This is a genomic window from Streptomyces sp. NPDC007025 (assembly GCF_042869455.1).
Classification (GTDB): domain Bacteria; phylum Actinomycetota; class Actinomycetes; order Streptomycetales; family Streptomycetaceae; genus Streptomyces.
Genome location: NZ_JBIAFT010000010.1, coordinates 320,297 through 340,833, shown reverse-complemented (window position 1 = coordinate 340,833; position 20,537 = coordinate 320,297). Strand labels below are relative to the sequence as shown.

The following is a 20,537-nucleotide window of genomic DNA, read 5'->3' as shown; positions in this document are numbered from 1 at the left end:
CCACCCCCCGGGCCATGCGTTCGACAGGGGGACACAGTCATGCCAGCTCCAGAGGCCGGGAGCCCCGTTGCGGGGCCACGAAAAAGGTAATGGGGGGCCGGGGGCGGTGCGCCGGAGCCGTACAGGGGACGTGACAGGATGTGGTCATGTCCACCTCGCCGCCTTCGCTCTCCGAGCTGACTGCGCATCCCCTCATCCAGGCGCCGATGGCGGGCGGGGTCTCCCGCCCCGAACTGGTGGCGGCGGTGTGCGAGGCCGGGGGGCTGGGCTCCCTGGCCGCCGGGTACAAGACGCCGGAGGCGATGTACGAGGAGATCCGGCAGCTCCGGCAGCTCACCGGGCGCCCGTTCGGCGTCAACCTGTTCATGCCGCAGCCCCGCACCGCCGATCCGGCCGCGGTCGAGGTCTACCGCGAGCAGCTCGCGGGTGAGGCCGCCTGGTTCGAGACGGAGCTGGGCGACCCGGAGGGCAAGACCGGCGATGCCTACGAGGCGAAGCTCGCGATCCTCCAGGACGATCCGGTGCCGGTCGTCTCCTTCCACTTCGGCTGCCCCGCCCGCCGGGTGCTGGAGCGGTTCGCGGCGCTGGGCACCTGCACCGTCGTCACCGTGACCTCGGTCGCCGAGGCGCGGGTGGCGCAGGCGGCCGGTGCCCGTGCCGTGTGCGTGCAGGGCGTCGAGGCGGGCGGCCACCAGGGCACGCACCGGGACGATCCGCAGGGCGACCGGGGGAGCGCCGGCATCGGACTGCTGTCCTTGCTCGCGCAGGTCGGCGAAGCGGTGCAGCTTCCTCTGGTGGCCGCGGGCGGGCTGATGCGCGGCCGGCAGATCGCCGCCGTGCTCGCGGCGGGTGCTGTGGCGGCCCAGTTGGGCACCGCGTTCCTGGCCACCGAGGAGTCCGGCGCCCACCCGCTGCACAAGCGGGCGCTGACCGACCCGCTCTTCACCCGCACCGAGCTGACCCGGGCCTTCTCGGGGCGTCCGGCGCGGGGGCTGGTCAACCGCTTCGTGCGCGAGCACGGCCCGTACGCACCCGCCGCCTATCCGCAGGTGCATTATCTGACGGCCGGGCTGCGCCGGGCGGCGGCGAGGGCGGGCGACGCGCAGGCGATGGCGCTGTGGGCGGGCCAGGGGCACCGGCTGGCCCGGGAGTTGCCCGCCGGGCAGCTCGTGGAGGTGCTGATGGCGGAGTGCGACCAGGCACGTGCCGAGCTGCGGGAGGCGGGATCGTGAGCGCGCCGGTGTTCCTGGCCGACGCCGGGCTGTTGCGGCCCGGCACGGTGGTGCTGGAGGGTCCGGAGGGGCGGCACGCGGTCTCGGTCCGCAGGCTGCGGCCGGGTGAGGAGGTCGTCCTCACGGACGGCGCGGGCACCGGTGCGTACGGGAGCGTGACCGCGGCCGAGGGCAAGGACCGGCTGGAGGTCGCCGTCCGCGAGGTGCGCACCGAGCCCGCGCCCCGCCCCCGGATCACCGTCGTCCAGGCGCTGCCCAAGGGAGACCGCGGGGAGTTGGCCGTGGAGACGATGACGGAGACGGGGGTGGACGCCGTGGTGCCGTGGGCGGCGTCCCGCGCGGTGACCCGGTGGAAGGGGGAGCGGGCGGCCAAGTCGCTCGCGAAGTGGCGGAACACGGCGCGCGAGGCGGGCAAGCAGGCCCGGCGGCTGCGGTTCCCCGAGGTGGCCGAGTTGGCCGCCACCCGTGAGGTCGCCGCGCTGCTGGAGTCCGCCGACTTCGCCGCCGTGCTGCACGAGGAGGGCAGCACGCCGCTGGCCTCGGCGGCTCTGCCGGAGGCGGGGGAGATCGTGCTGGTGGTCGGTCCCGAGGGCGGGGTCGCGCCGGAGGAGCTGGAGGTCTTCGCGCGGGCCGGGGCCGCACCGCTGCGGCTCGGGCCGAGTGTGCTGCGGACCTCCACGGCCGGTACGGCGGCCACCGCGGTGCTGCTCGCCCGGTGCGGGCGGTGGGGGTGAGGGACCTCGTCCGGACACCCGGGGCAGCGCCGTCCCTCGGGTAGCATCCCGGCATGGCTTCCAACGGAGAACCGCAGCAGGACTGCCTGTTCTGCAAGATCGTCGCAGGTGAGGTGCCCGCGACGCTGGTGCGGGAGACCGACACGACCGTCGCCTTCCGCGACATCAACCCGCAGGCGCCCACCCATGTGCTGGTGATCCCGAAGGCGCACTATCCGGACGCGGCGTCCCTCGCGGCGGCCTCCCCGGAGCTGATCGCCGACGTGGTGCGGGAGGCCGGGGAGGTGGCGGCGCTGGAGCGGATCGCCGTACCGGACGGCGGGCCGGGCACCGGGTACCGGGTGGTCTTCAACACCGGGTCCGGGGCCGGTCAGACGGTCTTCCACGCGCACGCGCACGTGCTCGGCGGCCGCGGTCTCGAATGGCCCCCCGGATGAGGTGCTGAGGAGCGGTGTCGGCGCGCGAACTGGTCGTCCTGGGCACCGCCAGCCAGGTGCCCACCCGGCAGCGCAACCACAACGGGTACGTCCTGCTGTGGGACGGCGAGGGCATCCTGTTCGACCCGGGTGAGGGCACCCAGCGGCAGATGCTGCACACCACCGTCGCGGCGCACGATCTGACCCGGATCTGCCTGACGCACTTCCACGGCGACCACACCCTCGGTCTGCCCGGCGTCCTCCAGCACATGAGCCTCGACGGGGTGCCGCACGAGGTGACGGCCCACTACCCGGCGAGCGGGCAGCGGTACTTCGAGCGGCTGCGGCACGCCACCCCGTTCCACGACACCCTCCGGCTGCGGGAGGCACCCGTGACGGAGCCCGGCGTCCTGGTGGCCGCATCCGGGCGGCACCTGACGGCCGCGGGCCGGGAGCGGATCCCGGAAGAGGGCGGTGCGCGGCAGCCGGAGATGCCCTTCACCCTGGAGGCGCGCCGGCTCTCGCACCGCATCGACACCTTCGGCTACCGGCTCACGGAGCCCGACACGCGGCGGATGCTGCCCGGGCGGCTGGCCGAGCGGGGGATCCGCGGCCCGGACGTGGGCCGCCTCCAGCGGGAGGGGGAGCTGCGGGGGGTGCGGCTGGAGGAGGTCAGTGTGCCGCGCCGCGGACAGCGCTTCGCCTTCGTCATGGACACCCGGCTCTGCGACGGGGTGCGGGAACTGGCCGAGGGCTGCGACCTGCTCGTGATCGAGTCGACCTTTCTGCGGGCCGAGACGGAACTGGCGGAGGTCTCCGGCCATCTGACGGCCTTCCAGGCGGGCCGGGTGGCGGCCGAGGCGGGCGTGCGCCACCTGGTGCTCACGCACTTCTCGCAGCGCTACCAGGACACCGCGCTGTTCGCAGCCGAGGCCCGCGCGGCCGGGTTCCGGGGCGAACTGACCGCGGCGCACGACCTGATGCGCATCCCCGTGCCCCCGCGCGGCTGAGGGGAGCGGGCTCCGAGGGGCCCGGGCCGGTACCTGCGCGGCATGTCCGGCGCGCGGTCAGAAGCCGAGCCTGCGCAGCTGTTTGGGGTCGCGCTGCCAGTCCTTGGCGACCTTGACGTGCAGATCGAGATAGACGGGAGTGCCCAGCAGGGCCTCGATGTGCCGGCGCGAGGTGCTGCCGACCTCCTTGAGGCGCTTGCCCTTGGGACCGATGACGATGCCCTTCTGGCTGGGCCGCTCCAGGAAGATGTTGGCGTGGACGTCGAGCAGCGGCCGGTCGGCGGGCCGGTCCTCGCGGGGCACCATCTCCTCGACCACCACCGCGATCGAGTGCGGCAGCTCGTCCCGTACGCCCTCCAGCGCCGCCTCGCGGATCAGCTCGGCGACCATGACCTGCTCCGGCTCGTCCGTCAGGTCCCCGTCCGGGTAGAGCGGCGGCCCCTCGGGCAGCAGCGGCACCAGCAGGTCGGCCAGCAGGTCCACCTGGGAGCCCTCGGTGCCGGAGACCGGGACGATCTCCGCCCACTCGATGCCCAGCTCCCGCCCGAGCTGGTCGACGGCGAGCAGCTGCCGGGCAAGTGCCTCCTGGGAGACCAGGTCGGTCTTGGTGACCACCGCGACCTTGGGGGTGCGCTTCTTCAGCTCGGCCAGCTCGGCCGCGATGAACCGGTCGCCGGGGCCGATCTTCTGGTCGGCCGGTACGCAGAAGCCGATGACGTCGACCTCCGCCCAGGTGGTGCGCACCACGTCGTTGAGGCGCTCGCCGAGCAGGGTGCGGGGCTTGTGCAGGCCGGGGGTGTCCACCAGGACGAGCTGCGCCTCGGGTCGGTGCACGATGCCGCGCACCGTGTGCCGGGTCGTCTGCGGCCGGGTGGAGGTGATCGCGACCTTCGTGCCCACCAGCGCGTTGGTCAGCGTCGACTTGCCCGCGTTCGGGCGGCCGACGAAGCAGGCGAAGCCCGAGCGGTGCGGTGCCTCGCCCTGGGTGCGGCCTTCGGGGTCGCCGGTGGTGGCGGAGGATGCGTTCATGACGACCATTGTCCCTGATGGACGGTGCGGCCCCGGCCGCCGAGGTCCCGTCCCGGGGACCGGCGGCAGCGGGGGCCGTCCGGCGGCTCAGCCCGCCGGCACCGTCGAGCGCACCTCGCCGTCCGGGCCGGCGAGCAGCACCGGGGTGGCCGGTCCGCCCAGGTCGCGCACGGTCGCCAGGTCCTCGGCCGGGACCTGGGCCGCTTCCGAGACCACGGCCGCTGCCTCCAGGGACGTGGCGCCCGAGGCCACCGCCATGGCCACGGCCGTGCGCAGGGCCGACAGCCGCAGCGAGGGCAGCGCCACCGACCCGGCGACGTAGGTGCGGCCCGTCTCGTCCCGGACGGCGGCGCCCTCCGGGACGGCGTTGCGGGCGCGGGCGCTGCGCGCCAGGGTGACGATCTTGCGGTCCTCCGGGGTCGGCCCCGCGGTGCTCTGGTCGCTCATGACGGCGAGCATATGCGCTGTCCGCGGCGCTCCGACGGCCGCCTCATCCCGCGACCTGCCGGAGCGCCGCGCGGCGCGCCTCCGGCTCGGCCAGCCGCTGCAGCTTCTCGGCCGTGCCGGTGCCGGGGATCGGGTTGTGCAGGATGAGCCGCAGATCGGGGCGGGCCGGCACCTGGAGCGTCGTCGACTCGAAGTGCAGCGCGCCCACAGCCGGATGGTCCAGCTCCTTGACGCGCTGGCCGGGGCGGCACACATCGCCCAGCTCCCACAGCGCCCGGAACTCCGCGCTGCCCGCCAGCAGGTCGGCCAGCAGCAGCTGGAAGCCCTCGTCCGCGGGCCACTCGGCCAGCGAGGCGCGCAGTTCGGCCACCACACCCGGTGCGTTCTGCTCCCAGCTGACCGCGCGGGCCCGGTACCGCTCGTCGCAGAAGAAGTTGATGATGCAGTTCTCCTGCGCGTTCATGCCCATCACCAGTTGCGCCGAGGCGTTGAGCCCGACGGCGCTGAAGTACGGGTCCATGATGTGCGCGGGATACGGCATCCAGCTGTCCATCAGCCGTTGCATCCCCGCGCACAGGTAGTCGGGGTCGTACTCCGACTCGGGCAGCGGCGGGTTGAGTCCGGCCAGCACATACAGGTGCCGCCGCTCGGCGGGGCTCATCCGCAGCACCCGCGCCACCGCGTCGAGGACCTGCGGCGAGACGGTGATGTCCCGGCCCTGCTCCAGCCACTGGTACCAGGAGGCGCCCACCCCGGCGAGGACCGCCACCTCCTCCCGGCGCAGTCCCGGCGTCCGGCGCCGGGGACCGCCGTCGGGCAGCCCCGACTCGGCGGGCGAGACCCGGGCTCTGCGCGAGCGCAGGAACATGCGCAACTCCTGGCCGCGCCGGAGTCTCTCCGGCCGGCTCCCTCCAGCACTGGCCACCTGTTCCCCTCCCTGAGTGGTGGTGCGACCACCACCATAAACAGCAGCTCCCCACGGTCTGTTCCGCGCCAGCAGGCTGTGATCATGCCAACGACCGCTTCTGCACCGGAGACGGCCGCACCCGCGTCCGCACCGGTCTCCCCGCCCGCCGCCCACCACTTCACCCCGCGCGAGATCCTGCTGCTGGTGGTGCTCTGCGCCTCGCAGTTCCTCGTCGCGCTCGACTTCTCCGTCCTGAACGTCGCCCTGCCCGTCCTCGGGCCGGACCTGGGACTGGGGGAGGCCGGGCTGCAGTGGGCCGTGACCGCCTTCGCACTGCCCACCGGCAGCTTCCTGCTGCTCTTCGGGCGGCTGGGAGACCAGCTCGGGCGCCGCCGCACCTTCCTGACCGGCCTGGCACTCTTCACCGGCGCCTCGGTGCTGGCGGCCCTCGCGCCGGCCGCACCGTTGTTCCTCGCGGGCCGCGCGCTGCAGGGGCTGGGCGCCGCCGCGCTGGTCCCCACCGGGATGGCCCTGATCACCACCTCGTTCGCCGAGGGGCCCAAACGCACCAAGGCGCTGAGCATCAACGGTTCGCTGATGGCGCTGGGTTTCACCGTCGGCATGGTCGTCGGCGGGGTGCTGACCGACACGCTCGGCTGGCGCTCCACCATGGGCCTGCTCGGTGTCGGCGGCCTCCTGGTGCTGCTGGTGGCGCCCCGGCTGTTGACCGAGAGCCGGGGCGCGCGCACCCGGCTGGACGTACCCGGTGCGCTGACCGTGACCGGCGGGCTGTTCGGTGTCGTCTACGGGCTGTCCACCGCAGCCGAGGAGGGCTTCGACCGCCCGGACGTGCTGGGCGCGATCGTCGCCGGCGTGCTGCTGCTGGTGCTGTTCGTCCGGGTGGAGGCGCGCAGCGCCGAGCCGCTGCTGCCGCTGTCGCTGCTGCGGCGCCCCACTGTCGCCTTCGGCAACCTCGCCGGGCTCGCCACCGTCTCCATGATGACCGCCGTGGTCTTCCTGATGACGCTCTACCTGCAGGAACTGCTGGACGTCTCCCCGCTGGTCTCCGGGCTCGTCTTCGGTGTGCAGGGCCTCGCCTCCGTCGCGGGCGGCGCCCTCGCGCCCCGGCTGGCCCGCAGGCTCGGCGCGCCGCGCACCCTCGCACTCGGGCTGCTCGGCCAGGGCGTGCTGACGGCCGCGCTGCTGGGTCTGGGCACCGAGCGCGGGCTGTGGCTGGTGGTGAGCGCCATCTCGCTGGCCAGCGGACTGCATCTGGTGGCCGTCGTCACCTACGGCGTCACCGCCACCTCGGGCCTGGACGACGCGGACCAGGGCCGGGCCACCGCCCTGGTCACCAGCGCCATGCAGCTCGGGCTGGCGCTCGGCATCCCGCTGCTGAGCGCGCTGTCGGTCGGCCGGGCCGCGGCGCTGCGGGACGCGGGTACGCCCGCTGCCGAGGCCGCGCTGGGCGGCATCAAGCTGGGCCTCGCCGCCGACGCCGTCGTCCTGCTGGCCGTCGGAGCGCTGGTGGCCTTCGTGCTGGGCGGCGCACGGGCCTCACGCGCCCGGCGGGAGACGGCCTGACCGGGCCCGCCCGCTGCGAACGCTCAGTCGTCCTGCTCGGGCGGGACGGTCGGGCTGGGCGTGCGTCCGGCCGTCACCTCCGTCAGCCGCTCGGCGGCCGCCTCGGCCGCGCGGCGGGCGAGCCCGGTGTCGCCGTCGCCGACGGAGAGCAGGGCCACCCCGGTCGTGGACTGCTTCACCCGCGACAGCACCAGGTCGAGGGTGAGCTGCTGTCCGTCGGCCGGGCCGCCCCGGGCGGTGCCGCGCAGCCGGGCGCACGCGCTGTCGCCGCCCGGCCCGGCCTTCAGCGGGGAGACGGTGAAGTCGACGGTGACCGCGTCGTTCTCGGCGGTGAACGTCCGGCAGCTCGCCCGCACACTCCGGAAGGTGCTCAGCGCCCGCTTCGAGCCGTCGCCGTCCTCGCTGTCGTAGGAGGCGACCTCGCTGGAGAGGTACGGGCCGTCCGCGCTCCCGCGGTAGCCGCGGGACGCGGCGGTCCGTGCCTCGTGCTCGGCAGCGTCGCCGCGGAGCACGTCGAACAGCCGCCGGCAGTTGCGGTCGTCGGTCCGCAGCTCCTCGGGGGCGGCCCCCACGGGTGCGGCGTCGGCCAGGTCCGCGTGCTGCCATCCGGCGGGCAGGTTGCCCTCGGCCAGCAGCGCGGCACGGGCCTGCTGTTCGCTGAGCGGCCCGGCCACCTCCGAGGGCGAACCGGTCGGGGTGGCGCCGGACTTCGAGGGCGGCGGCGAGGGCGAGGAGGTCTCGGCCGACTCCGCGGCACCGTCCCCGCCGCAGCCCGCCAGGGACAGCACGGCGACGGCGACGGCGGTGGCGGCGAGGCGGGAGCAGCGTGCAGCGGGCATGGGAGCGCCTTTCGGGACGGCCTGCTCTCCAACCCACCAGCACCGGCCCCCGGGCGCGACCCGGCGGCGCCGAACAGGTGACCGCGGCGCCGCTCCGGGGAGCGTCAGTCCCGGCCCAGTCGCAGCCGCTCCCAGCGCGGCAGTCCGGCCACCACCAGGTCGTAGGAGTCCTCGATCATTTCCCGCACGCTCCGGTCCGGGAGGCTCCCGTCCAGCTCGACGGTGTTCCAGTGGCGCTTGTTGAGATGCACGCCCGGGCGCACCGCCGGAGTGGAGGCGCGCAGCCGCACCGCGATCTCCGGATCGCACTTGAGGCTCACCCGGAGCGGGTCCTCGTCCAGCCCGCTGAAGGCGAAGATCTTCGCGCCGACCTTGAAGGTGGACAGGCCCGGGTTCCCCGGGAAGGGGTGGTCCTCCCACGCCCCGCTCTGCTCCAGGCAGCAGGCTCTGAGTTCGTCCGGCGTCATGGCCTCAGCGTAGGGGCGCGCCGCCCGCGCCCCGGCCGTCAGCCCTCGCTGAGCGCGGTGCTCTCCTCGGCGTCCGTGTGCACCGGGTCGCGGACCGGCTCGACGAGCACCGTCACGATCTTGTTGCGGCGCCCGGCCGGGGACTCGGCCGTCAGCCGCAGCCCCGTCAGAGCGGGGTCGGAGTGGTCCTCGGTGACGTCGACGGTGCTGGCCGCACCGGCGATCGGCACCCGGCCCAGTGACTTGGCCAGCAGCCCGCCCACCGTCTCCACGTCCTCGTCGTCCAGGCCCGTCAGCCCGTACAGCTCTCCCAGGTCACCGATGTCCAGGCGGGCGGTGACCCGGTAGCGGTCCTCGCCCAACTCCTCGACCGGCGGCAGTTCGCGGTCGTACTCGTCGGCGATCTCGCCGACGATCTCCTCCAGGATGTCCTCGATGGTGACGATCCCGGCCGTTCCGCCGTACTCGTCGATCACCACGGAGACGTGGATCCGGTCCTGCTGCATCTCCCGCAGCAGGTCGCCCGCGTTCTTGGTGTCGGGGACGAAGGTCGCGGGCCGCATCGCGGTGGAGACCAGTTCGGTCTCCGCGTCCCGGCTGATGTGCACCTTCCGCGCCAGGTCCTTGAGGTAGACGATGCCCACCACGTCGTCCTCGCTCTCGCCGACGACCGGGATCCGTGAGAACCCCGAACGCAGCGCCAGGGTGAGCGCCTGCCGGATGGTCTTGAACCGCTCGATCGTGATCAGGTCGGTGCGCGGCACCATCACCTCGCGCACCAGCCGGTCGCCGAGCTGGAAGACGGAGTGCACCATCTTCCGCTCCTCGGCCTCGATCAGCGACTCCTGTTCGGCGAGGTCCACCATCGCGCGCAGCTCCGCCTCGCTGGCGAACGGTCCCTTGCGGAAGCCCTTGCCCGGGGTGAGCGCGTTGCCGAGCAGGATCAGCAACTGCGGTACCGGGCCCAGGATGCGCGCCAGCGGCAGCAGCACATACGACGCGGCCGTCGCCGTGTTCAGCGGATGCTGGCGGCCGATGGTGCGCGGCGAGACCCCGATGGCGACGTAGCTGACGAAGACCATCACCCCGATGGCGACGGCCAGCGCCTGCCAGGTCCCCTCGACGGCCCGCAGGCACGCGTAGGTCACCAGGGCGCCCGCGGCCACCTCGCAGGCCACCCGCAGCAGCAGGGCCAGGTTGAGGTAGCGCGTCGGGTCGGCGGCCACCGCGGCCAGCTTCGCGCCGCCGCGCCTGCCCTGGCGCACCGCCTCCTCGGCCCGGTAGCTGGTCGTACGTGCCAGTCCCGCCTCGGCGCACGCCGCCAGCCAGGCCACGACGACCAGCAGGACGGCGGCGGCGACCAGGGGCGTGCTCACGAGGTCGTCGTCGGGGCCGGTGAGGGCCCGGACAGGCCGCGCTCGGCGCGCCAGCCGTCGACGATCGCGGACTGCAGACCGAACATCTCGGCCCGCTCCCCGGGCTCCTCGTGGTCGTAGCCCAGCAGGTGCAGCACCCCGTGCACGGTGAGCAGTTGCAGTTCCTCGTCCATGGAGTGCCGCGTCGGCGCGTCGGCGCCCTGCTTCTCGGCGACCTCCGGGCACAGCACGATGTCACCGAGGAGGCCCTGCGGGGGCTCCTCCTCGTCCCGGGCGGGCGGGCGCAGCTCGTCCATCGGGAAGGACATCACGTCCGTGGGCCCCGGCAGATCCATCCACTGCCGGTGCAACTGCTCGATGGTGCCCGCGTCGACGGCGATCACCGACAGTTCGGAGAGCGGATGGATGCGCATCCGGGTCAGCGCGTAGCGGGCGATGTCGAGCACCGCCTCCTCGTCGACCCGGTGGCCGGACTCGTTGTTGACGTCGATCGACATGGTGGGTGCCGGTTACTTCCTCTTGCGGTGGCCGCGGTTCGCGTTCGGCTGCGGGGCCGCGGTGTCGCCCTCTGCCGGGGCCGGGCCGGCCCCGGCCTGCTGCCGGGCGTCGTCGTAGCGCTCGTACGCGTCGACGATACGGCCCACCAGCTTGTGCCGGACGACGTCGGTGCTGGTCAACTGCGAGAAGTGGACGTCTTCGACGCCCTGCAGGATGTCCCGCACCTGGCGCAGCCCGCTCTTCGTCCCGCCGGGCAGGTCGATCTGGGTGACGTCGCCCGTGATCACGATCTTCGAGTCGAAGCCGAGCCGGGTGAGGAACATCTTCATCTGCTCGGGGTTGGTGTTCTGCGCCTCGTCCAGGATGATGAACGCGTCGTTCAGGGTGTTGTGCGTGAGCAGGTAGTCCTGAGTGACGTAGAGCGAGTCCTCGGCCGCCACCTGGATGCACACGCACTCCTCGCGGCCTGCGGGTTCGATGGAGTCGACGAACCGCATGGGGCGGCCGCCGCCTCCAGCCGCGTGGTACGTGTCGCGCTTGCGGGCCAGGCGGAAGGGCTCGATGCCTTCGGGGAGGCGGATGTCGAGGACGTGGGAGTCGTGCCGGTGGGCAGCCCGGGCTGTACTGCGGTTGCGTCCCGCAGCCGGCCGTCGCCGTGCGTAAGCCGTCCCGCCCAGCGACTGGACGAGTGCGATCACGTCGTCCCGCAGAAGAATCGATGTCGTCGAGAACTGGATGCGGCAGGTGCGGTCGGGCTGTGTGACGGGTCCGCCGTCCGCGTCCAACAGCCCCTGCAGGAGGGCGGTCCGGACCTCGGCCGAGTTGTGGAGGTATACGTCCGGGACGAGCTTTGTGTGCGAGCGCGTGCCGAGCAGATCGAGCGTTCGCAGCGCCCCGGTGACCGGATTCTCCGTTCGCACGGACTCGCCCGGGCGTCGTACACGGTTGAGCACGTGGTCCACGCCGCCCTTGTGCCGCATGGTGGTGCCGGGCAGCGCGCCCTCCAGGGCGGTTACGAGTTCCGGGTCCGCGGTGGCGAACGACGGGGTTGTCTTCCCCGTGATACAGCCGTCTCCGAGTAGCAGCCCGAGCGCGTACGGGTCCATCGGGACCTCGCACGCCGGGTGACAGACCGGTGCGGTGAGCATCGGCAGCTCATACCGGCGGGCGTGCGCCGCCCGGAGGTTGCCGATCATCTCTTGGGTCTCCATGACCCGCCACGGCTTGTTGCGGCGCTTGTCCGAAGCGGTACGGACCGTCCACAGGTGTTCGCCGCAGGCCAGAGTCCAGGCGCCGTCCTGGGCTGTGACGCGGTAGACGTCCTTCTCGCCCTGCGGGTAGACGCCGAGGACGGGTGTCGGCTCGCCGTTGGAACCGATCACCAGGTCACCGACGGCGAGGTCACCGATGGGCCGCCAGCCGTCCGGCGTCATGACCTGCGTGAACGTTGGCATCGCACGGCCGCGCATATACGCCAGCGGCGCCACCTCGATCGTCCCTGCCGCCATCAGGCGGGGGATCGAGTCGGGGTCGAGCATGTCGTGCAGCGCGTCGTAGAGCGGCCGCAGATACGGGTCGATCTTCTCGTAGAGCGTGCCGGGCAGGAAGCCGAGCCGCTCGCCCGCCTCGACCGCCGGCCGGGTCAGGATGATCCGGGTGACCTGCTTGGCCTGCAGCGCCTGCACCGCCTTGGCCATGGCCAGATACGTCTTGCCGGTGCCGGCCGGGCCGATGCCGAAGACGACGGTGTGCGAGTCGATCGCGTCCACGTAGCGCTTCTGGTTGAGCGTCTTGGGACGGATCGTGCGGCCGCGGTTGGAGAGGATGTTCTGGGTGAGCACCTCGGCGGGCGTCTCGTCGACGGCACCCGTGCCGTTCTCCTGCGCGCGCAGCATGGAGATCGAGCGCTCCACGGCGTCCTCCGTCATCGGCTGACCGGTGCGCAGCACCTGCATCATCTCGTCGAAAAGGCGCTGGACCAGGGCGACCTCCACGGCGTTGCCGGTCGCGCTGATCTCGTTGCCCCGGACGTGGATGTCCGTACCGGGGAACGCGTTCTCGATCACGCGCAGCAGGGAGTCGCCTGAACCCAGCACCGTCACCATGGGGTGCGTGGGCGGCACGGTGAAGCGGGCTGTCTCCTGCCCGGATCCGGCCTGGGATGGGGTTGTCTGCGTCATGGGCGGCCTCTGGGCCTGCTCATCTCCCTCACTGCGGCGTTCTTCCACTACGGCTCCAGGGTACGACGCCCCCGCGGGCGGGGGCGGCCGGTTTTCCCGCGCGCAGGTGAGGGCACCCCCGGTGTCCGGCGGCGCGCGAAGCCCTCCCGCGCGGTCCGCGGAGCCCGCGCGGACGAGAGGGCCGGCCGGTGCCGGGGGCCGGGCGGACCCGGCGCCCACGCCCCCACGTCGCGCTCAGCCGCGGTCCGCGGGCGGTGCGGCGGCGCCCTCCGGAGGGGGAGCCGGGTGCGAGGCGGGCGCGGATTCCGTGTGCAGTACGTCGCGGGCCTGCTCCATGGCGCGGGCGAGGCTCTCGGCGACGAAGTCGAGGAAGCGGGCGGTGTTCTCCAGGCGGACGGCGGCCGGGGTTCCGGAGCCGAGGACCTCGACGCCCCGCCGGGAGATCTCGACCTGCTGTTCCAGGGCCCGGACGCTGGCGGCCATCGACTGGTACCAGAGGCTCTCGTCGACGATGTAGCGCTCGCGGCGGCGCTCGTCGCGCTCCCTGCGGATCAGGGACTGGCTCTCCAGGAAGGCGACGGACTTGGAGACGGAGGCCGGGCTGACCTGGAGGCGCCGTACCAGCTCGGCCGCGGTCATGCTGCCGGAGTCGGCGGTCAGGAGGCAGACCAGTATCCGCGCCATCATCCGGTTGGACAGCCCCGACTGCATCAGCACGTCGGTGCACCGCTCCTCGTACTCTGCCACGGCCTCGGGGTCGCGTCCGTGCGGCTGGGCGACCGGCTGCGGCTGCCGGGAGGTGCCGGTACTGCGGCGCTGGGCGCGGCGCTCGGTGGCCCGGTGCGCGGGCTCCGCGCGGTAGTCGGAAGGGCCTCCGTTGCGCAGCACCTCCCGCGTGATCGTCGAGGTCGGACGCTCCAGCTGCCGGCCGATCTCGGCGTAGGGGAGGCCGTCGGCCAGCCCCTGTGCGATCTGCTGGCGGTCCTTGCGGGTGAGTCTGCCTCCCGGCATCGCTGCCTCCTCCGTGTCGTGCGTGCGTAGCCCCCAGGATAGCGTTCACTTTCATTTCATTGCAACGCGCCATCGGGCCTCGTTGCGTTACCTTTCAGGGTCGCCGCAACGATTTTACCCATCTGAACTGCATGTTTATGTTTTCAGAAAGAAAAAAGCGTTGTGGGATCCGTGAATGCAACGTAGCTTTTCCATTATTCGAAACAGAGCGACCAGCAAGGAGAGCACGATGCAGACCTTCGACACCCCCGCCCCGATCGCCGCCGTCCTGGCCGTCCCCGCCGGACGCGTCCAGATCATCGCCGCCGACCGCGTCGACACCGTGGTCGAGATCCGCCCCTCGAACGCCTCGAAGAGCCGCGACGTGCAGGCCGCGGAGCGGGCCACGACCGAGTACGCCGACGGCGTCCTGCGGATCGGGCTCCCGGACGAGAAGCAGTATTTCGGCCCCTCCGGGTCCGTCGAGGTCACGGTCCGACTGCCCGCCGGGTCCCGGGTCGAGGCGAGGGCGGCGAGCACCGAGTTCCGCGCCGTCGGCCGGCTGGGCGACATCGACTTCGACGGCGCCTACCGCCGGATCAAGATCGACGAAGCGGCGGCGGTCCGCCTCACCGCGGTCGACGGCGACGTCGAGATCGGCCGGCTGGGCGGCCCCGCGGAGATCAGCACCGCGAGAGGCGACATCCGGATCGCCGAGGCCGCACGCGGCAAGGTCGTGCTCCGCACCCGGCAGGGCGACATCTCGGTCGGCGCCGCCACCGGCGTCTCGGCCGCGCTGGAGGCCACCTCCCGGGGCAGCGTCAGCAACTCCCTCAAGAACGACGGCACCACCGAGCTCGACATCCACGCGACCACCTCCCAGGGCGCCATCGCCGCCCGCAGCCTCTGAACCGCAGCTTTCGAAGGAGCACCTGTCATGACCAGCTTGGCCATCGCGGCGAAGGGGCTGCGCAAGTCCTACGGCGACAAGGTCGTGCTCGACGGCATCGACCTGTCGGTGCCCACCGGAACGGTCTTCTCCCTGCTCGGACCGAACGGCGCCGGCAAGACCACCGCCGTCAAGATCCTCTCCACCCTCGTCGCTCCGGACGGCGGCGAGCTGCGCGTCGGCGGCCACGACCTGGCCGCCGAACCGCAGGCGGTGCGTGCCGCGATCGGGGTCACCGGGCAGTTCTCCGCGGTCGACGGGCTGATCACCGGCGAGGAGAACATGCTCCTGATGGCGGACCTGCACCACCTCGCCAAGCGGGAGGGCCGCCGGACGGTCGACGAATTGCTGGAGCGTTTCGACCTGGTGGAGGCCGCGAAGAAGCCCGCGGCCGGCTACTCCGGCGGCATGAAGCGCCGCCTGGACATCGCCATGACCCTGGTGGGCGGCCCGCGGATCATCTTCCTCGACGAGCCGACCACCGGCCTCGACCCGCGCAGCCGCCACACCATGTGGCAGATCATCCGCGAACTCGTCTCCGACGGGGTGACGGTCTTCCTCACCACCCAGTACCTGGAGGAGGCCGACGAACTCGCCGACCGGATCGCGGTGCTCGACAACGGCACGCTCGCCGCCGAAGGGAGCGCGGAGGAACTCAAGCGGCTCATCCCCGGCGGACACATCCGGCTCCGCTTCACCGACCCGGCGGCCTACCGGTCGGCGGCCGCCGCGCTGCGCGAGACGGTCCGGGACGACGAGGCGCTGGCGCTGCAGATCCCCAGCGACGGCAGCCAGCGCGAGCTGCGCTCCCTCCTGGACTGGCTGGACTCGGCCGGTGTCGAGGCCGACGAGCTGACCGTGCACACCCCCGACCTCGACGACGTGTTCTTCGCCCTGACCGGCTCCACCACCGTGCCCGCCCAGACCCACCAGACCGAGGAGGCAGCGCGATGAGCGCACTCACCCTCGCCCTACGCGACTCGTCCACCATGCTGCGCCGCAACCTGCTGCACGTGCGCCGCTACCCGTCGCTGACGCTCAACCTGCTGCTCACCCCGGTGATGCTGCTGCTCCTGTTCGTCTACATCTTCGGGGACGCGATGAGCGCCGGGATCGCCGGCGGCGCCGACCGCTCCGCCTACCTCGCCTACATCGTCCCGGGCATCCTGCTGATGACCATCGGCAGCACCGTCGTCGGCGCCGCGGTCTCCGTGGCCACCGACATGTCCGAGGGCATCGTCGCCCGCTTCCGCACCATGGCCATCCACCGCGGGTCCATGCTCATCGGGCACGTCGTCGGCAGCGTGATCCAGTCGATCGCCAGCGTCGTGCTGGTCGGTGCCGTCGGCGTGGCCATCGGCTTCCGCTCCACGGACGCCACCGTCCTGGAATGGCTGGCCGCGTTCGGCTTCCTGACACTGTTCGCCGCGGCCGTCACCTGGATCGCGGTCGGGATGGGCACGGCCAGCCCGAACGCGGAGGCCGCCAGCAACATGGCGGTTCCGCTGTTCCTGCTGCCGCTCATCTCCAGCGCCTTCACACCGATCGAATCGATGCCGGGCTGGTTCCAGCCGATCGCCGAGTACCAGCCCTTCACCCCGGCCATCGAGACCCTGCGCGGGCTGCTGCTCGGCACCGAGATCGGCCACAACGGGTGGCTGGCGCTCGCCTGGTGCCTGGTGCTCGGCGCCCTCGGCTACCGCTGGTCCACCTCGGCCTTCAGGCGGGACCCCGAGTAGCCCGCGTGCAGCCGCGGGCCACCTCCCGGATGTCCCGGTCTTCCCGGGTCTTCCCGCACCTCACCCACCGCGTCCCACCCGGGGCGGCGCCCACCGGCAACACGCCGCGGGCGCCGCCCCGTCGGTGTGCCGGGGGCGGGGGCGGCCCGCCGCACCACCGCGCGGCCCGTAGGGCGGCGGGCGAGCGCCGCCGCCGGTCGCCGGCCTCAGCCGTCGTCGGCGGTGCGGCGGAACCCGAGCGTGGGGACGGCGCGCCGCGGAGGCGCCGAGGCCGCGCAGTCGGTGAGGATGCGGTCCAGGAAGGCGTAGTGGCCGCAGTCGGCCTCCTGGCAGCCCACCCGGCGCCACCAGGCGGCGATCTCGGGCCAGCCGGGTGCCGACAGCGAGCCGCCGAACTCCTGGACGGACAGCGCGGCGGTCAGCCCGGCGAAGGCGAGTCGGTCGGCCAGCGGCCACCCGGCGAGGCTCCCGGTGACGAACCCGGCCACGAACACGTCCCCGGCGCCGGTGGTGTCCAGCGCCTCCACGGTGATCGCCGGCACGGTGGCCGTCTCCCCGCTGCGCGCGTCCACCGCGTAGGCGCCGTCCGCTCCCATCGTCACCACGGCCACCGGTACGTGCTCGGCCAGGGCGTGCGCGGCGGCCTGCGGGGTCTCGGTGCGGGTGTAGCGCATCGCCTCGGCCGCGTTGGGCAGGAACGCCTCGCAGTCCGGCAGTTCGGCCAGCGCCGCCGGGTCCCAGCGGCCGGTCTCGTCCCAGCCGACATCGGCGAAGATGCGGCTGCCCCGCCGCGCGGCGGTCCCGATCCACTCCTGAGGGCGGCCCGGCACCAGCGAGGAGACGCACGCGGTGGCCGGGGGCGGGCACTCGGGCGCGTCCGGATCGTAGGCGGTCGCGGCGCTCTTCGGCGGTGCCTCGTGGCCGTGCGAGATCATCGTGCGCTCGCCCTCGTACGCCATCGAGACGGTGACGGGAGAGTGCCAGCCGGGGACGGTGTGCGACAGCGACAGGTCGATGCCTTCACCCGCCTCCAGTTCCTCCCGGCAGTAGTCGCCGTACATGTCGTCGCCGAACGCGGCGGCCAGCGAGGTGCGCAGCCCCAGCCGGGCGAGCGCCGTCGCCATGTTGGCGATGCCGCCGGGCGACGAGCCCATGCCGCGGGCCCAGGACTCGGTGCCGCGCACCGGCGCGGAGTCGAGCCCGGTGAAGATGATGTCCAGGAAGACGGTGCCGGTCAGATAGACGTCCCAGCGCGGTGCGTCGGAGGGGCGGACGGCGGCCAGCGGATCGAAGAGCGGGCGGGAGAGGGCGGCGCGGTGCGGCTGCCGGGAGTGCCCGTGCGAGGGGTGCGGGCGGACCGGGTGGACGAGGCCGGGTCCCGCCCGGCCGGGCAGGGGCGGACCGGCCCCGGGGCTCCCGCGCGTGCTCACCGTGCTCACCGTGCCTTCCCCGTCGATGCCCGTCGAGTGCTGCCGCTGCCCCGGCCTGCGGGGACGCCCGGTACGGCGGACCGGGCCTGCGGTTCGCCCCCGACCATAGTGCCTCCCGGGCCCGGACCGGTGTCCTCGCCGGGAGCGGTCCGCCGCGGGGCTTGTGCGCCGGTGCCGCGGGCAGGTTTTGCGAAGCATTGAATCTCCGCGCGTAGATGAGGTGCCGGGCGCACTGCTACGTTCCCCGAGTTCTCATGCCCCTGCCAACTCGCCGCGAGGAGCCGTGCAATGCCCCGACCTCTCCGTTCCGTTCTGCCGCTCGTCGCCGTCGCCGTCGCCGCCGTCGCGGGCACGGCCTTCTTCGGCGTCGGCCAGGCCACGGCAGAGCACGCCGTGCCCAGGACCGACAAGGAGATCCCCAACCTCGACCAGGTGAAGACGAAGATCGAGGCGTACTACGGCGACATCGAGACCCCGGACGGCGAGCACCACGCCTCGCCCCGCAGCAACTACGCCGAGCAGACCCGCCGCATCGCCGCGAAGGCCCGCAAGGACCTCACCCGGGACCTGCGCCGGTACGACGGGCACGGATCCCGGCACGGCTCCGGCGACAAGCCGGCCCTCGTCGTCGACGTGGACGACACCACCCTGCTCACCTACAACTTCGAGCGGCGGATCGGCTACCACTACACACCGCAGGCGCAGGACGACTATCTGCGGACCACGGACATGGACCCGGTCTTCGGCATGCGCAAGCTCGTCAACTGGGCGCACGGCAAGGGCATCACCGTCTTCCTGGTGACCGGACGCAAGGAGTACCAGCGCGACTGGAGCGTCCGGAACCTCAAGACGGCCGGCTACCGCACCCCGGTCGACAAGAAGCACTTCTTCCTCAAGGACGAGGAGAACCCGCCGCCCTACCTCAAGTGCGGCAGCGAGTGCACGACGATCGAGTACAAGTCGGGCACCCGCAAGCACATCGAGGCGCAGGGCTACGACATCCTCGCCAACTTCGGCGACCAGTACAGCGACCTCAAGGGCGGACACTCCGGCCGCACGGTCAAGATGCCCAACCCCATGTACTACCTGCCCTGACGGGACCCGGCCCGTGCGGGGCCGGAGCCCGGGCAGGGGCGGCCGGACCCGCGCGTGACCGGGCCGCTCACGCGCCCTCCTTGAGCACCTTTCTCACCAGTGCCGACTGCGCCTCGGTGAGCTTGGGGTCGGCGAAGTGAGCGGAGGCGGCCGACTGATCGGTCGCCACATCGACCTCGTAGTGGAACCCGTCGGGCACGCCCGTCGGCGCCTCGCTGAGGCCCTCGCGCACCGCTTGGTCGGCGAGCTGCGCGAGTTCCTCGGCGTCGGGCCGGTCGGCGGTCTCGACGGTGGCCCGACGGGTGAGCCCGGCGAAGCCGCCTGTGCGGATGACAGTGATACGCATGGCTCCATCCTCCCCGCCCGGCGGCCGCACGGTAAGGGCCGGACGGGCGGGTTCGGGCGGACGGTGTCAGCCGGCTGCCGCCGGGGTCACTCTGTCGTCACACCCACCTCGGACCAGCACTTGCGCACCGCCTCGTGCTCGTCGCTGCCGTCGCCGTAGCGGGCCGCGGCGGCCTCGGTGGTCGCCACGGCGAACGCGGCGAAGTCCGAGTCCGGCTGCAGCGAACCACCCGTGAGGGTGTCGTACCAGATCTGACCCGCGCGCTCCCAGGCGTTGCCGCCCAGGTCCACGGCGAGCCGGTAGAAGGCGTGATTGGGAATGCCGGAGTTGATGTGCACCCCGCCGTTGTCGGCGCCGGTGGAGACGTAGTCCTCCATGGTCGCCGGCTGCGGGTCCTTGCCGAGCACGTCGTCGTCGTAGGCCGTGCCGGGCGCCTTCATGGAGCGCAGCGCCGCGCCCTCCACCCGGTCGGTGAACAGCCCGGAGCCGATCAGCCAGTCGGCCTCCTGCGCGCTCTGGCCCAGGCTGTGCTGCTTGATCAGGGCGCCGAAGACGTCGGAGACCGACTCGTTGAGCGCCCCGGACTGGCCGTAGTACTCCAGGTTGGCGCTGTACTGCGTCACGCCGTGGGTCAGCTCGTGCCCGATGACGTCCACCGGCAGGGTGAAGTCGCGGAAGATCTCCCCGTCGCCGTCGCCGAAGACCATCCGCTCGCCGTCCCAGAAGGCGTTGGCGTACTCCTCGCCGTAGTGCACCGTCGCGTCCAGGGGCAGCCCGGCCCCGTCGATGGAGTAGCGGTCGTAGACGCTCAGATACAGCTCGAAGGTGGCGCCCAGACCGGCGTAGGCCCGGTTGACCGAGGCGTCCTGGACGGGCTCGCTGCCCTCGGCGCGGACCTCCTCGCCGGGCAGCCGCTCCCTGTTGTCCGCGTCGGAGATGGTGCGCTGCGGGGTGCGCTCGGCGGGATCGATGTCCGGTGCGACCGGTGCCCCCGCGAGCAGGCCGTGACGCACAGTAGTGATCTGGCGTCGGGTTCGCTGGGTGGCGTCCTGCTCCAGAGTGCGCCGCGCGGGCCGGGAGAGAAGATCGTCGCTGTTCCTGGACACCTGGTCGAGGAGGTGCGGGGGCACGATCGTGCAGAAGACGGGATGGGTCTGCGATGAGTGCGCGCGAGGTGCGTTCATACACAGCAATGTGGCACTGAGTCACCGAACTGTCACCGGTTGCGGCGCTGATTCGCACAAACCGGTGTTGCACGCGGCGCCGCTT

The 20,537-nt window shown here is 72.7% G+C and carries 21 protein-coding genes; 9 read left to right on the top strand and 12 right to left on the bottom strand.

Annotated features, from left to right (window positions below):
- Positions 1-146 precede the first annotated feature (146 nt).
- The 4 genes from ACFYMO_RS21530 to ACFYMO_RS21515 are packed head-to-tail and all read left to right on the top strand — an operon-like array spanning position 147 to position 3,392.
- Entirely contained in the window at positions 147-1,232 is a 1,086-nt protein-coding gene (locus ACFYMO_RS21530) for a nitronate monooxygenase (RefSeq protein ID WP_366774755.1), read from the top strand.
- A complete protein-coding gene (locus ACFYMO_RS21525) occupies positions 1,229-1,966 on the top strand; it encodes a 16S rRNA (uracil(1498)-N(3))-methyltransferase (protein WP_366774756.1) in 738 nt (245 codons plus the stop codon). Before ACFYMO_RS21530 ends, ACFYMO_RS21525 begins: the two co-directional genes overlap by 4 nt.
- A gap of 53 nt (positions 1,967-2,019) precedes the next feature.
- Positions 2,020-2,403: a histidine triad nucleotide-binding protein gene (locus ACFYMO_RS21520; RefSeq protein WP_074998670.1), complete on the top strand. Its 384-nt coding sequence runs from the start codon at positions 2,020-2,022 to the stop codon at positions 2,401-2,403.
- Between the two features lie 14 nt (positions 2,404-2,417).
- Positions 2,418-3,392, top strand: a complete 975-nt coding sequence (locus ACFYMO_RS21515; RefSeq protein WP_366774757.1) for a ribonuclease Z — start codon at positions 2,418-2,420, stop codon at positions 3,390-3,392.
- A 57-nt stretch (positions 3,393-3,449) separates the two neighbouring features.
- Here the strand turns inward: ACFYMO_RS21515 and era are convergent, their stop codons facing one another.
- The 3 genes from era to ACFYMO_RS21500 form a co-directional block, all read right to left on the bottom strand.
- Positions 3,450-4,421 (bottom strand): GTPase Era, encoded by a 972-nt coding sequence (era, locus tag ACFYMO_RS21510; RefSeq protein ID WP_366774758.1) that lies wholly within the window; start codon positions 4,419-4,421, stop codon positions 3,450-3,452.
- Between the two features lie 87 nt (positions 4,422-4,508).
- Entirely contained in the window at positions 4,509-4,880 is a 372-nt protein-coding gene (locus ACFYMO_RS21505) for a hypothetical protein (RefSeq protein WP_019358182.1), read from the bottom strand.
- A 31-nt stretch (positions 4,881-4,911) separates the two neighbouring features.
- A complete protein-coding gene (locus ACFYMO_RS21500) occupies positions 4,912-5,736 on the bottom strand; it encodes a helix-turn-helix transcriptional regulator (RefSeq protein ID WP_366774759.1) in 825 nt (274 codons plus the stop codon).
- A gap of 141 nt (positions 5,737-5,877) precedes the next feature.
- Between ACFYMO_RS21500 and ACFYMO_RS21495 the strand changes: the two genes are divergently transcribed.
- Positions 5,878-7,359 carry an MFS transporter gene (locus ACFYMO_RS21495; protein ID WP_366774760.1) on the top strand — a complete coding sequence of 494 codons (1,482 nt, stop codon included), beginning with the start codon at positions 5,878-5,880 and terminating at the stop codon, positions 7,357-7,359.
- 23 nt (positions 7,360-7,382) lie between these two features.
- Here ACFYMO_RS21495 and ACFYMO_RS21490 read toward each other — a convergent pair whose 3' ends face one another.
- The 6 genes from ACFYMO_RS21490 to ACFYMO_RS21465 form a co-directional block, all read right to left on the bottom strand.
- Entirely contained in the window at positions 7,383-8,198 is an 816-nt protein-coding gene (locus tag ACFYMO_RS21490; RefSeq protein WP_366774761.1) for a hypothetical protein, read from the bottom strand.
- A 104-nt stretch (positions 8,199-8,302) separates the two neighbouring features.
- Positions 8,303-8,665 carry an MmcQ/YjbR family DNA-binding protein gene (locus tag ACFYMO_RS21485; protein ID WP_366774762.1) on the bottom strand — a complete coding sequence of 121 codons (363 nt, stop codon included), beginning with the start codon at positions 8,663-8,665 and terminating at the stop codon, positions 8,303-8,305.
- 38 nt (positions 8,666-8,703) lie between these two features.
- On the bottom strand, positions 8,704-10,041 hold the full coding sequence (locus ACFYMO_RS21480) for a hemolysin family protein (RefSeq protein WP_366774763.1): 1,338 nt from the start codon (positions 10,039-10,041) through the stop codon (positions 8,704-8,706).
- Positions 10,038-10,538 (bottom strand): rRNA maturation RNase YbeY, encoded by a 501-nt coding sequence (gene ybeY / locus ACFYMO_RS21475; RefSeq protein ID WP_366774764.1) that lies wholly within the window; start codon positions 10,536-10,538, stop codon positions 10,038-10,040. Before ybeY ends, ACFYMO_RS21480 begins: the two co-directional genes overlap by 4 nt.
- 12 nt (positions 10,539-10,550) lie before the next feature.
- Positions 10,551-12,644 (bottom strand): PhoH family protein, encoded by a 2,094-nt coding sequence (locus ACFYMO_RS21470; RefSeq protein ID WP_388548174.1) that lies wholly within the window; start codon positions 12,642-12,644, stop codon positions 10,551-10,553.
- Positions 12,645-12,953: 309 nt separating this feature from the next.
- On the bottom strand, positions 12,954-13,730 hold the full coding sequence (locus ACFYMO_RS21465) for a helix-turn-helix domain-containing protein (RefSeq protein ID WP_366774766.1): 777 nt from the start codon (positions 13,728-13,730) through the stop codon (positions 12,954-12,956).
- Positions 13,731-13,959: 229 nt separating this feature from the next.
- Between ACFYMO_RS21465 and ACFYMO_RS21460 the strand changes: the two genes are divergently transcribed.
- Genes ACFYMO_RS21460 through ACFYMO_RS21450 form a run of 3 tightly spaced genes read left to right on the top strand, consistent with a single transcriptional unit; the run spans position 13,960 to position 16,397 of the window.
- Positions 13,960-14,619, top strand: a complete 660-nt coding sequence (locus ACFYMO_RS21460; protein WP_366774767.1) for a DUF4097 family beta strand repeat-containing protein — start codon at positions 13,960-13,962, stop codon at positions 14,617-14,619.
- Between the two features lie 27 nt (positions 14,620-14,646).
- Positions 14,647-15,612, top strand: coding sequence for an ATP-binding cassette domain-containing protein (locus ACFYMO_RS21455; protein ID WP_366774768.1), 966 nt, complete (start codon positions 14,647-14,649; stop codon positions 15,610-15,612).
- Positions 15,609-16,397, top strand: a complete 789-nt coding sequence (locus ACFYMO_RS21450) for an ABC transporter permease (RefSeq protein ID WP_366774769.1) — start codon at positions 15,609-15,611, stop codon at positions 16,395-16,397. The genes ACFYMO_RS21455 and ACFYMO_RS21450 overlap by 4 nt, the downstream gene beginning before the upstream one ends.
- Before the next feature lie 206 nt (positions 16,398-16,603).
- Here ACFYMO_RS21450 and ACFYMO_RS21445 read toward each other — a convergent pair whose 3' ends face one another.
- Positions 16,604-17,836 (bottom strand): carbohydrate kinase family protein, encoded by a 1,233-nt coding sequence (locus tag ACFYMO_RS21445; protein WP_388548131.1) that lies wholly within the window; start codon positions 17,834-17,836, stop codon positions 16,604-16,606.
- Positions 17,837-18,115: 279 nt separating this feature from the next.
- Between ACFYMO_RS21445 and ACFYMO_RS21440 the strand changes: the two genes are divergently transcribed.
- On the top strand, positions 18,116-18,922 hold the full coding sequence (locus ACFYMO_RS21440) for an HAD family acid phosphatase (protein WP_366774770.1): 807 nt from the start codon (positions 18,116-18,118) through the stop codon (positions 18,920-18,922).
- A gap of 67 nt (positions 18,923-18,989) precedes the next feature.
- Here ACFYMO_RS21440 and ACFYMO_RS21435 read toward each other — a convergent pair whose 3' ends face one another.
- Both ACFYMO_RS21435 and ACFYMO_RS21430 read right to left on the bottom strand, forming a co-directional pair.
- A complete protein-coding gene (locus ACFYMO_RS21435; protein WP_019356120.1) occupies positions 18,990-19,268 on the bottom strand; it encodes a protealysin inhibitor emfourin in 279 nt (92 codons plus the stop codon).
- An 86-nt stretch (positions 19,269-19,354) separates the two neighbouring features.
- Positions 19,355-20,452, bottom strand: a complete 1,098-nt coding sequence (locus ACFYMO_RS21430) for a M4 family metallopeptidase (protein WP_388548127.1) — start codon at positions 20,450-20,452, stop codon at positions 19,355-19,357.
- Positions 20,453-20,537 lie beyond the last annotated feature (85 nt).

Bases quoted from the DNA above. Each gene is read 5' to 3' on its own strand.
- ACFYMO_RS21530 (WP_366774755.1), top strand. From the start codon at position 147: ATGTCCACCTCGCCGCCTTCGCTCTCCGAGCTGACTGCGCATCCCCTC.
- ACFYMO_RS21520 (WP_074998670.1), top strand. From the start codon at position 2,020: ATGGCTTCCAACGGAGAACCGCAGCAGGACTGCCTGTTCTGCAAGATC.
- era (WP_366774758.1), bottom strand. From the start codon at position 4,421: ATGAACGCATCCTCCGCCACCACCGGCGACCCCGAAGGCCGCACCCAG.
- ACFYMO_RS21505 (WP_019358182.1), bottom strand. From the start codon at position 4,880: ATGCTCGCCGTCATGAGCGACCAGAGCACCGCGGGGCCGACCCCGGAG.
- ACFYMO_RS21500 (WP_366774759.1), bottom strand. From the start codon at position 5,736: ATGTTCCTGCGCTCGCGCAGAGCCCGGGTCTCGCCCGCCGAGTCGGGG.
- ACFYMO_RS21495 (WP_366774760.1), top strand. From the start codon at position 5,878: ATGCCAACGACCGCTTCTGCACCGGAGACGGCCGCACCCGCGTCCGCA.
- ACFYMO_RS21490 (WP_366774761.1), bottom strand. From the start codon at position 8,198: ATGCCCGCTGCACGCTGCTCCCGCCTCGCCGCCACCGCCGTCGCCGTC.
- ACFYMO_RS21485 (WP_366774762.1), bottom strand. From the start codon at position 8,665: ATGACGCCGGACGAACTCAGAGCCTGCTGCCTGGAGCAGAGCGGGGCG.
- ybeY (WP_366774764.1), bottom strand. From the start codon at position 10,538: ATGTCGATCGACGTCAACAACGAGTCCGGCCACCGGGTCGACGAGGAG.
- ACFYMO_RS21470 (WP_388548174.1), bottom strand. From the start codon at position 12,644: ATGGTGACGGTGCTGGGTTCAGGCGACTCCCTGCTGCGCGTGATCGAG.
- ACFYMO_RS21465 (WP_366774766.1), bottom strand. From the start codon at position 13,730: ATGCCGGGAGGCAGACTCACCCGCAAGGACCGCCAGCAGATCGCACAG.
- ACFYMO_RS21460 (WP_366774767.1), top strand. From the start codon at position 13,960: ATGCAGACCTTCGACACCCCCGCCCCGATCGCCGCCGTCCTGGCCGTC.
- ACFYMO_RS21455 (WP_366774768.1), top strand. From the start codon at position 14,647: ATGACCAGCTTGGCCATCGCGGCGAAGGGGCTGCGCAAGTCCTACGGC.
- ACFYMO_RS21450 (WP_366774769.1), top strand. From the start codon at position 15,609: ATGAGCGCACTCACCCTCGCCCTACGCGACTCGTCCACCATGCTGCGC.
- ACFYMO_RS21440 (WP_366774770.1), top strand. From the start codon at position 18,116: ATGCCCCGACCTCTCCGTTCCGTTCTGCCGCTCGTCGCCGTCGCCGTC.
- ACFYMO_RS21435 (WP_019356120.1), bottom strand. From the start codon at position 19,268: ATGCGTATCACTGTCATCCGCACAGGCGGCTTCGCCGGGCTCACCCGT.
- ACFYMO_RS21430 (WP_388548127.1), bottom strand. From the start codon at position 20,452: ATGAACGCACCTCGCGCGCACTCATCGCAGACCCATCCCGTCTTCTGC.